This window comes from Marinicella meishanensis, assembly GCF_019931145.1.
Lineage (GTDB): Bacteria > Pseudomonadota > Gammaproteobacteria > Xanthomonadales > Marinicellaceae > Marinicella > Marinicella meishanensis.
Map to the genome: position 1 here is coordinate 205,824 of NZ_JAIOUV010000009.1, position 10,141 is coordinate 215,964.

At 53.2% G+C, this 10,141-nt stretch carries 6 protein-coding genes; 3 read left to right on the plus strand and 3 right to left on the minus strand.

Going from position 1 to position 10,141, the window contains the following annotated elements:
* Positions 1-10: 10 nt before the first annotated feature.
* The 3 genes from K7G70_RS15480 to K7G70_RS15490 all read right to left on the minus strand — a co-directional run bounded on the left by K7G70_RS15480 (position 11) and on the right by K7G70_RS15490 (position 3,614).
* On the minus strand, positions 11-508 hold the full coding sequence (locus K7G70_RS15480) for an LPS-assembly lipoprotein LptE (protein ID WP_223789556.1): 498 nt from the start codon (positions 506-508) through the stop codon (positions 11-13).
* Positions 505-2,946, minus strand: coding sequence for a leucine--tRNA ligase (leuS, locus tag K7G70_RS15485; protein WP_223789557.1), 2,442 nt, complete (start codon positions 2,944-2,946; stop codon positions 505-507). The genes K7G70_RS15480 and leuS overlap by 4 nt, the downstream gene beginning before the upstream one ends.
* A 137-nt stretch (positions 2,947-3,083) precedes the next feature.
* A complete protein-coding gene (locus tag K7G70_RS15490) occupies positions 3,084-3,614 on the minus strand; it encodes a peroxiredoxin family protein (protein ID WP_223789558.1) in 531 nt (176 codons plus the stop codon).
* A 121-nt stretch (positions 3,615-3,735) separates the two neighbouring features.
* On the opposite strand from K7G70_RS15490, the gene K7G70_RS15495 reads away from it, so the two are divergent.
* From K7G70_RS15495 to K7G70_RS15505, 3 genes are all read left to right on the plus strand, one after another.
* Positions 3,736-7,233, plus strand: coding sequence for a DUF11 domain-containing protein (locus K7G70_RS15495; protein ID WP_223789559.1), 3,498 nt, complete (start codon positions 3,736-3,738; stop codon positions 7,231-7,233).
* A gap of 132 nt (positions 7,234-7,365) precedes the next feature.
* Positions 7,366-7,911 (plus strand): lipocalin family protein, encoded by a 546-nt coding sequence (locus K7G70_RS15500; protein WP_223789560.1) that lies wholly within the window; start codon positions 7,366-7,368, stop codon positions 7,909-7,911.
* A 205-nt stretch (positions 7,912-8,116) separates the two neighbouring features.
* A partial coding sequence (locus K7G70_RS15505; RefSeq protein WP_223789561.1) for an isopeptide-forming domain-containing fimbrial protein occupies positions 8,117-10,141 on the plus strand: 2,025 nt, incomplete at its 3' end.

Consider the following 10,141-nt stretch of genomic DNA (forward strand, 5'->3'; position numbering starts at 1 on the left):
AACCGGGCCATCAATCGCGCGGTTGGTTGGCGGCTTGGTTGGCGATGGAACGGATGATCATTTGGGCCATGTCTTCATGCATTTGTTGGCGCAACACCTGCTCTTCTGACTGGGTACCGGTGATTTGCCCAATGTCAAAGGCAAAGTCTCGGGACAGGGTCAAAGTCCGTTCAGGAATTTTGATTTCATCCAAAAAATGCACCGCAAAGGTCACGGCGTAGTCCAGCCGATATTCCTGCACCCGGTTGTTGGTGCCAATGGACTGGATTTGTTTGCTCATGTCGTCTTTGACGATGATGATTTTGGCCGTGGCCGCGCTGGCTTGTTCCACCAGGTTCACCCCTTGATTGGCCATGGCCAAAGCCAAAGGGCGATACAAGGGGGCGCTGATGGCGTGCTCAATATAGGTTTGATCAAAAGCCGGATCCAAAGCCACCGCGGTCTTTAAGCGGTAGCCACAAGCCGACATCATCAACAGGCACAGACTGGTGGTCATCAAGCGCTTCATGAGACCACCACATTGACCAGTCGTTGCGGCACCACAATGACTTTGCGGATGGTTTTGCCGTCGACGAATTTGTGCACATTGGGTTCAGCCAAGGCCTGGGCTTCGACCTCATCTTTGGCGGCGTTGGTGGCCACCGAAATTTTGCCCCGCAGCTTGCCATTGACTTGCACCACCATTTCGATTTCGTCTTGCACCAGGGCCGATGTATCAACCGTCGGCCAGGCAGCGGTACACAACAGACTGGTTTCTCCCAGCTGTTCCCACAAGGCCTGGGCCATGTGTGGTGCAAAGGGGCTGATCATTTTCACCAGGTTGTACCAGCCTTCATGGCGGATGGCGATGCCGTTGTCTGTGCCATCGGCAAATTTACTCAGGGCATTGGTCAATTCCATCATCGCGGCGATGGCGGTGTTGAAGGTTTTGCGTTCGCCAATGTCGGTACTGACTTTGTCGATGGTTTGGTGAATTTTCCAGCGCATTTCTTGTTGGGCTTTGTCCAAGTCGCCCTGCATGGCTGGCGGTTCATTGCCGGCTGCTGCCAAGAAGGCAGTAACCTGATTCCACAAGCGATTCAGGTACCGGGCGGCCCCTTCCACCCCCTCTTCTGACCACTCCAGGGATTGTTCTGGTGGGGCGGCAAACATCGAAAACAAGCGCACCGTGTCGGCCCCGTATTGATCAATCAACTCTTGCGGATCCACCGTGTTGCCCTTGGATTTGGACATTTTGGCGCCGTCTTTCAAGACCATGCCTTGGGTCAGCAAATGGGTGAACGGTTCGTCTGAATTGACCAGACCTTGGTCACGCAACACCTTGTGGTAAAAGCGGGCATACAACAAATGCAAGATGGCATGTTCCACCCCGCCTATGTATTGATCCACCGGCAGCCAATAATTGGCCTCTTCGCTGAGCATGCCATCATGGTAATCAGGACAGCTGTACCGGGCGTAATACCAGGAAGACTCCATGAAGGTGTCAAACGTGTCGGTTTCGCGGGTGGCCTCACCACCGCATTGGGGGCAAGTGGTTTGATAAAACTCAGGCATCTTCTTGATCGGCGAACCACCGGTTTCATCAAAGGTCACCTCTTCGGGCAATACCACCGGCAGTTGCTCTTCAGGCACCGGTACCGCCCCACAAGCGTCACAATAAATGATCGGGATGGGACAGCCCCAATAGCGTTGGCGGGACACGCCCCAATCACGCAAGCGGTAATTGATCTGCACCCGACCGGTGCCGGCGGCTTCGAAGTGCTGGGCCATGGCAGCAAAAGCTTGATCAAAATCCATCCCAGTATATTCGCCGGATTCAATCAACAGGCCTTTTTCGGTCAATGCGGCTTGACTCAGATCCCCTTCGGTGGCAATCACTTGGGTGATTGGCAGGTCGTACTTTTGGGCGAATTCATAATCCCTTTGGTCATGACCTGGCACCGCCATCACGGCACCGGTGCCATAGGTCATCAGCACGAAATTGGCCACCCACACCGGGACCGGTTCACCGGTCAATGGGTGCACCGCATCCAAGCCGGTATACATGCCCTTTTTCTCCATGGTGGCCATGGCCGCTTCGTTGCTTTGTTCTTTGCTGCATTGGGTCAAGAAGTCCCCCAATGCCGGATTGTTGGCCGCCGCTTGCACCGCCAGTGGGTGTTCTGGCGCCACCGCCATGTAGGACACCCCATACAAGGTGTCTGGGCGTGTGGTATAAATCGACACGGTGCCAAAATCAGGCACCGCAAAATCCAACTCCAAACCTTTGGATTTACCGATCCAATTGCGTTGCATGATTTTCACCGAATCTGGCCAACCCGGCATGTCATCCAACGAGGCCAACAGTTCGTCAGCGTAATCGGTGATTTTCAAGAACCATTGGGGGATCGACTTTCTGATGACTTCAGCACCAGAACGCCAACCGCGACCATTCTCGACTTGTTCGTTGGCCAACACGGTTTGATCCACTGGGTCCCAGTTCACCACAGCGTCTTTGCGGTAGACCAATCCTTGCTCATACAATTTGACGAACATCCATTGTTCCCAGCGGTAGTATTCCGGTTGACAGGTGGCCAACTGTCGGGACCAATCAAAGGCGAACCCCAAGCGTTTGAATTGGGCGCTCATCTCATCCATGTTGTTGTAGGTCCACTCAGCCGGTTCCCGTTGGTTTTTGATCGCAGCATTCTCAGCCGGCAGACCAAAGGCATCAAAACCAATCGGATGCAACACATTTTTACCCAGCATTTTTTGGTAGCGTGCAATCACTTCACTCAAGGTGTAGTTGCGCACATGACCCATGTGCAATTTGCCGCTGGGATAAGGGAACATGCTCAAGCAATAAAACTTATCCTGATTGGGGTCGGCTTTGACTTCGAAGGCTTGGTGTTTTTCCCACAACGCTTGGGCGTGTTGTTCGACTTCTTGTGGATTGTAAGTGCTCATTCGATTAAGCAGGGCTTGCCTGCATCCTTTTGCTGTTGATCAAAGCGGAAATTATACGTGCTCAGTGGTGGCGGGTAAAGCCACACAACCCCAGCAGACAAAGAAAATGCATTCCGACAGGATCACCGCTGTTGGGGTCAGAAGACCCAGGTTCTGAAGCGCATGCCCCATTCGGTGCTGTAGCCCAATGATTTGGCTTGCAAGCGCCCGTCACTGTCGATCACATAGTAGGTGGGAAAACCTTGAATTTGATAATCCGCCATTTGTTGTTCGTGGCCAAACAGCACCGGCACTTGCAGCTCGAGGTCGGCCACAAAATCCACCACCTCTTGGCGGTTTTGATAGGACAAAGCCACCATCAAAATGGCCAATTCAGACTCGTCGCGTGCGGCCCGCAAATCATTCAGGTTGTCTGCCGACAGCCGACAGATGCTGCACCATGGCGCGAAAAAATACAGCAACACCTCCTGGCCCTGATAATCAGACAGGGTCACGGTGGGGCCATTGAGCATTGGCAACACAAAATCCGGCGCTTGTTGGCCATCTGCGGACAACGTACCTCGCTGCGTCCACCACAGCACCAAGGCCACCAGCGCCAGCAGCAACAGACTTTGCAGCAAACCACTTAAATATTTGTTTTTGGGCCATTTTTTGAATTTTTTTATCATCTTTTGTACAACTTTTCCTGGTATTCAGCAACAGCAGACCGATTTCATCGGACATTCATTCAAAGTTGTTCTGAATGCGTTATACTGATAAAAACATAGTAACAATTCTCGGGGAAAAATCATGAAAAAGTCAATTGGGCTGTGGGCAGGGTTCTGTTTACTGAGCTTTGGTGTTCACTCACAAGAAATTTATGGCGTGTTTGGCTTACCACCGGCCACCGATTTGGGTGAAAAACAAATCGGCACCGTGGATCCGGGCACCGGGGCCATCACCCTGTTGGGCACCGACACCTCGGTGGAAACCGGCATGCTGGACATGACCACCGGTGCCACTGCGTTGAATGTCAACAGCAACAAATCCTATTTCATTGGTCGCGATGACCTGAATGTGGACCGCATCTATACGGTGGACTTGAACACCGGCATCACCGACACCAATCCGGCCTTGACCGCCGGTTACACCACTTCCAACAACTGGGGGGTCTGGTACGATGAACCGAACGCCACGTTGTATGCCTTGTTCGATCGCGGCACCGATGTGGAGTTGGCCATCATCAACCCCGCGACGGGTGCCGTGACCCAACAACACAGCGCCATCGTCGGCTCTGGTGTGGCTTTGGGTTCAGGCTTGTTGACCGGTGACTCCACCGGTGAGCGGGTGTTTTTCATTGGTGATGGCGAATTGTATGTGGTCTCTACCACCAGCACCGACACCCATTTCAGCCTGATCTTGGATGATTTTTGGGGCGATTACACCCCCAGCAACATCTTTGGCTTGGAATGGGACCAATCCAGCGATGGGCTGTGGGTGTTGTACAACCCCGGTGGAGGCGCCCGCAGTTTGGCCAAAATCGAAGGCGACATCTCCGATGGCGGTGAACCCGAAGTGAACACCAACATCGAGATTGATTTCGGCGATCCGATCACCACCGCCAGTGGCTTATCGGCGCTGAATTATCAGACCAGCCAATATTTTTTCTTTGGTCGGCCCTCTACTGGCGCCAATGCCAATCTGTGGAGCATGTACACCATCGACTTGAATACCGAAGCCAGCAGCAATGTCAACATTGAAAACGCCAGTTTGGTGCAAACCAATGGCTATGCCGGCATTGAGGTGTTGCCGGGACCTGAGTTGTCGATGAGCAAATCCGACGGTGGCGTCACCACCACGGTGCCTGGTGACACCATCACCTACACCATGAATTATTCCAATGCCGCCGGTGCGGGGGCCACTTCCGGTCTCACCTTGACCGAAACCGTGCCCGCTGAAACCACTTTCTTGCCCGGCAGCAGCACCGCCGGTTGGGCTTGTTTGCCGGACAACACCGCCGGTTCCACGTGCACCTTGACACCGTCTGAACTGGCCCCAGGCGGTGCCGATTCAGCCACTTTTGCGGTCCAAGTTGATGCCTACGTCACGGCCGCCTTGACCGAAATCAGCAACAGCGCCACACTGAGTGCTGATAACGCCATCAACGACGTGATCGCAGCCGACACCACGCCGATCACCGCTGCGGCCACCTTGTTTGTCAGCAAGACCGACAACGACCTGACCAGTGCCGTACCTGGCGACACGGTGTCTTATGACATCACCGCAGCCAACACCGGTGATCGCATAGCCAGCAACGCGGTGTTGACCGAAACAGTTCCGGCCAACACCACCTATGTGCCCACCGCTCCTTTTGATTGGACTTGTTTACCCGACAACACCGCCGGGTCAACCTGCACCACCACTGCGATGGATTTGGCCAGCACGGCTTTTGCCACCACCTTCGATGTGCAAATCATCAGTTCGGTCCCAGCTGGCACCACCCAGATCAGTAACAGTGTCACCCTCAGCGCCGACAACGCCAGTGATGTCCAGGCCTCAGACGACACCCCAGTGACCTCATCGGCGGTTCTCAGTGTCAGCAAAACCGATGGCGACATCACCTTGGAACCCGGTAACACGGTGGTGTATCAAATTGATTACGGCAACACCGGCGACCAAGACGCCGACACCACCAGCCTGACCGAAACGGTGTTGACTGAGACGGTGTTCAATGCCGCTGCCAGCACCGCCGGTTGGCTCTGTGTGCCGGACAACAACCCGGGCAGCACCTGCACCCTGAATCTGGGCACGGTCGGTGGTGGCAGCGCCGGCTCGGTGGATTTTGCCTTGACCTTGAATACACCAGTACCTGGCATATTCTCACAGCTGACCAACACCGTGGTGATGTCAGCCAGCAATGCCAGTACGACCCAAGCACAAGACACCACGCCAATTGATGCCGATGTGGACCTGCGCATTGTCAAGACCGATGGTGGCGTCACCGCGGCATTGGGTAAAGTCATCAACTACACTTTGATCAACTTCAATGAAGGTGATCGGGATGCCTTGTTGGTTGAAATCTCCGAAACGGTGCCTGACAACACCACCTTCTATCCGCCGAGCAGCACCGCCGGTTGGGTCTGCACACCGGACAATGCGGCCGGCTCTACCTGCACCTTTGATGTCGGTGACTTGCCAGGTCTGTCTGGCAAACAGTCGGTGTTCTTTGCCGTCCAAGTTGATGACAGCTTGGATCCTGGCGTGACTGAGTTATCCAACACCGCGGTGTTGTCCGCCTTCAACAGCTTGACCCCTGATCAAGACACCGAACTGACTCCAGTCGATCAGATCATCCCCAGTGTGACCTTGATTGATGCCAATCCCTCCATCATTGAAATTGAATCGTGCAGCCAGAATGATGCCAGCATTGCGGAAGTGGTGGTGTCGTTTCAGGATGACAACCCGGGTTTGATTGGGGTCGATGACAGCAACAATTTTGCTTTGGTTGACACCGGCCTCGACCATGATTTGCAAACCGAGTCTTGCGCCATGGCCTTGGGTGATGATCAGTTGGTCAACATCAACACCTTCACCCCTGGCGGTACCGCCACCAACCCCAACGCCACCCTCACCTTGGACGCCCCTTTGTCTGATGGGCAATATGTGTTGTTGATTTGTGACGACATCACCGATGCCGCTGGTAATGCCATCGATGGCGATGCCGATGGCTTCCCTGGTGGCAATTTACAACGACAATTCCGAATCGATATTGAAAACTTGTTCAATAATGCTCATTTGGATGACTGTCTTGATAATCCGGTGTCATTGACCAGTTGGAATGCCTTGTTCGTCAACCCGGATTTGATTGCTCCAGTCAGCACCCCTGACTTTGACCAATCCGATTTGTCCGGCTCGGTATCGATGCAAAGCGTATCAAGTCCAGACTTGTTGATCGAACAATGCGTGAATTTTCAACAATTTGGCAGCCATACTTTCTCGGTTGAGGGCTTGGGTGTGGCATCGCAGCTTGGCGATCTTGAATTGAACTTGGTGTGTGCCTTTGCCGATGGAATAGACTGCATAGGCAACAGTGGTACACCATTTTCAAAAACGTTCACTTTGCCACCCTCCACCAACCCGCAATGGCAAACCCTGTCTGGACGCATGCTGTTACCTGAAAACACGGCATCGGCTTTTTGTGCGGTGATTGTCAACAGCCCCACCGGCGACCCTTTTGAGTACCACTTGGATGAATTCAAAATGGTGGAATCAGATTTAATTTTTGCTGGTGGATTTGAGGGCAACTGAGGATTGATTTCATGGACCCAAAGAGGCGCTGTGATCAGCGCCTTTTTTGTTGCTGCAGGCCAGACTCTCGGTTATTGACTGGATTTTCACAGCACAATATATAAGCTGTGCTTTTGTTTCATCGTTGGTCCCATGAAAAAGTACATTGCCATCGGAGTCGTTGTCATCGTGTCATTATTTGCCTTTCAATCATGCCGCCAAGGCCCACCCATCCGCATGGCTGAACGGGTTAATCTGGACTTGTTCATGGGCGATTGGTATGTGATAGCCAACATCCCCACATTCATCGAAAAAGGGGCGCACAATGCCATTGAAAGCTACAGCCGAAAATCCGAGTATGTGATCGACACCCGTTTCACCTTCAACAAAGACAGTTTCACGGGGCCCAAAAAAGAATACAACCCCACCGGCTTTGTGGTGCAAGAAGACCCCTCCAATGCCGAATGGAAAATGCAGTTTCTGTGGCCGTTCAAATCAGAATTCATCATCGTTCATGTCGACCCCGCTTATGAATACACCATCATTGGCCGCACCAAACGGGACTATCTGTGGATCATGGCCAGAAAACCGCAAATCGATCAGCGGGAGCTGGAAAATTTGATCAAAATCGCTGTTGACGAGGGCTATGACCGCCAACAAATTCAGTTGGTGCCACAGCAGTTGAAAGATCAGCCATAAACCCCTGATTTTCATTTTTGTTTTGGGGTGACAGGAATTGTCCGTTGTCACCCATGCTTGGATGAAAATCAAAACAATTGTTACAAATTCAGACCCGAACCCCTGTATTTTGTGATTCGAATCACAGTTTTTCTTTGGCAGATCTTTAATAAAAGGGATTTTGTGATATAAATCACACATTACCAACATATGAGTGTGTGAGTCTATGAGCGTTCCAAGCAAAGGCAGTGTTTTCACTGCACTGTTGATTTTTGCCTGTTTTGCACAGGCCCAGGTAGATCGAAACTTCACCAGCCGTTACAGCATCGACACCAACGGTGGCATTGAAATGATTGGCAATGTACTGATCACCTGTGATGAAGCGACCACTGCCAACTGCGCCGACATCCAAAGTGGCGTGACCAATGGCAATAACAACATCCAAACCCGCTATGTCAACCAAGATCCCGCTGGCGGCTTCACCAATTCCTCCAGTGCCACCCTCACCTTACCAGCCGGCAGTGATGTGCTGTATGCCGGTTTGTATTGGGGGGGACGGTTCGCCGATTCAGGAGGCGGTGCCAACGCGAGACGCACCATTAACATCAAACCCCCTGGAGCAGCAACTTACACATCTGTCAGTGTGGCTGGTGCCAATTTAGATGATTTTTCCAGCCAAGGCTCTGCCGACAACCGACCTTACCAAGTCCGGGCCGACATCACCGCCATCGTTGATACCAATGGCTCCGGTGAATATTTTGTCGGTGGTTTGTCTGCCAACAATGGCGCCGATGGATTGGGATTTTATGGCGGCTGGTCAATCGTGGTGGTCTATGAGGACAACAGCCTGCCATACCGCCGTCTGGCTTTGTATGATGGCGCGGCTCGGGTCACCGGCACCACCTCCGTTTCGGTCACCATTGGTGGCTTGCTGACCCCGGCTTCTGGCGATGTGACCGCTTCCGTGGGGGCTTTGGTTTGGGAAGGTGATCAAAACATCGCTGGCGACCAATTCCGCTTTGAAGGCACCGACCTGTTCACCACCGGCATCAATCCGGTCAACAATTTCTGGAACAGCTCCATCACCAAAAGTGGTGCACACATCACCAACAAAAACCCCAATTTCGTCAATCAAATGGGCATGGACATTGATTTCCATGACATCCCTCTGGCCATTTGGGGCAATTCTGAGACAGAAGCCACCATTGATTTTGTGACCGCGGGTGATTCTTATTACCCCAACTACTTGATCTTTGTGACCGATCTCAATGTACCCGATTACAGCTCATCGCTGAGCAAAACCGCCACCGATGTCAACGGGGGTGACATCGGCCGCAATGACCTCATCACCTATGAAATCAGTTTCACCAATGACGGTTCTGACAGCTCCATCAACACCGTGGTGACCGATCCAATCCCTGCCAACATGACCTACGAACCAGGCACCTTAGAAATCGTCAGTGCCGATGCCGGACCGACCGGCAGTTTATCTGACAGCGCCGGAGATGATGCCGGTGAATATGATGCCGGCAATGATCAAGTGGTCATTCGAGTGGGCAATGGCGCCGATGCCAGTAATGGCGGCACCATCGCACCGGGTGAATCTGTGGTGATTCGATTCCAAGCCCGAATAGATGCGGCAGCACCCACTGGCGACATTGACAACACCGCCACCATCAACGCCAATTCATTCCAGTTACCCACCACTGATTTCACCTTTCAAGACACAGCAACCATCACGTTGAGTGACATCACACCGCCCACCATTGGTACCTGTACTGTGACCCCAGACCCGGCCAACAACGGCACCACAGTCACCGCAACCTGTAACGGTGTGGAAGCCGGCTCAACCTTGACCATCCCAGGCTACACCTGTATGGACAATGGCGGAGGTAACTGGTCTTGTACCGGCACCGTGGGTGTCTCTGGCGTGGACGGTGATGAAACCGCCACCGCCACCGATGCGGCCGGCAACACCGCCACCACCCCAGCCAACTTCACTTTGGACAACACCCCGCCAACCATTGGCACCTGTACCGTGACCCCTGATCCTGCCAATGATGGCACCGTGGTCACCGCCAATTGTACTGGTGTGGAAGCCGGCTCAACCTTGACCATCCCAGGCTACACCTGTATGGACAATGGCGGAGGTAACTGGTCTTGTACCGGCACCGTGGGTGTCTCTGGCGTGGACGGTGATGAAACCGCCACCGCCACCGATGCGGCCGGCAACACCGCCACCACCCCAGCC

Coding starts and splice junctions, on each gene's coding strand:
- K7G70_RS15495 (WP_223789559.1), top strand. CDS start 3,736: ATGAAAAAGTCAATTGGGCTGTGGGCAGGGTTCTGTTTACTGAGCTTT.
- K7G70_RS15480 (WP_223789556.1), bottom strand. CDS start 508: ATGAAGCGCTTGATGACCACCAGTCTGTGCCTGTTGATGATGTCGGCT.
- K7G70_RS15490 (WP_223789558.1), bottom strand. CDS start 3,614: ATGATAAAAAAATTCAAAAAATGGCCCAAAAACAAATATTTAAGTGGT.
- leuS (WP_223789557.1), bottom strand. CDS start 2,946: ATGAGCACTTACAATCCACAAGAAGTCGAACAACACGCCCAAGCGTTG.
- K7G70_RS15500 (WP_223789560.1), top strand. CDS start 7,366: ATGAAAAAGTACATTGCCATCGGAGTCGTTGTCATCGTGTCATTATTT.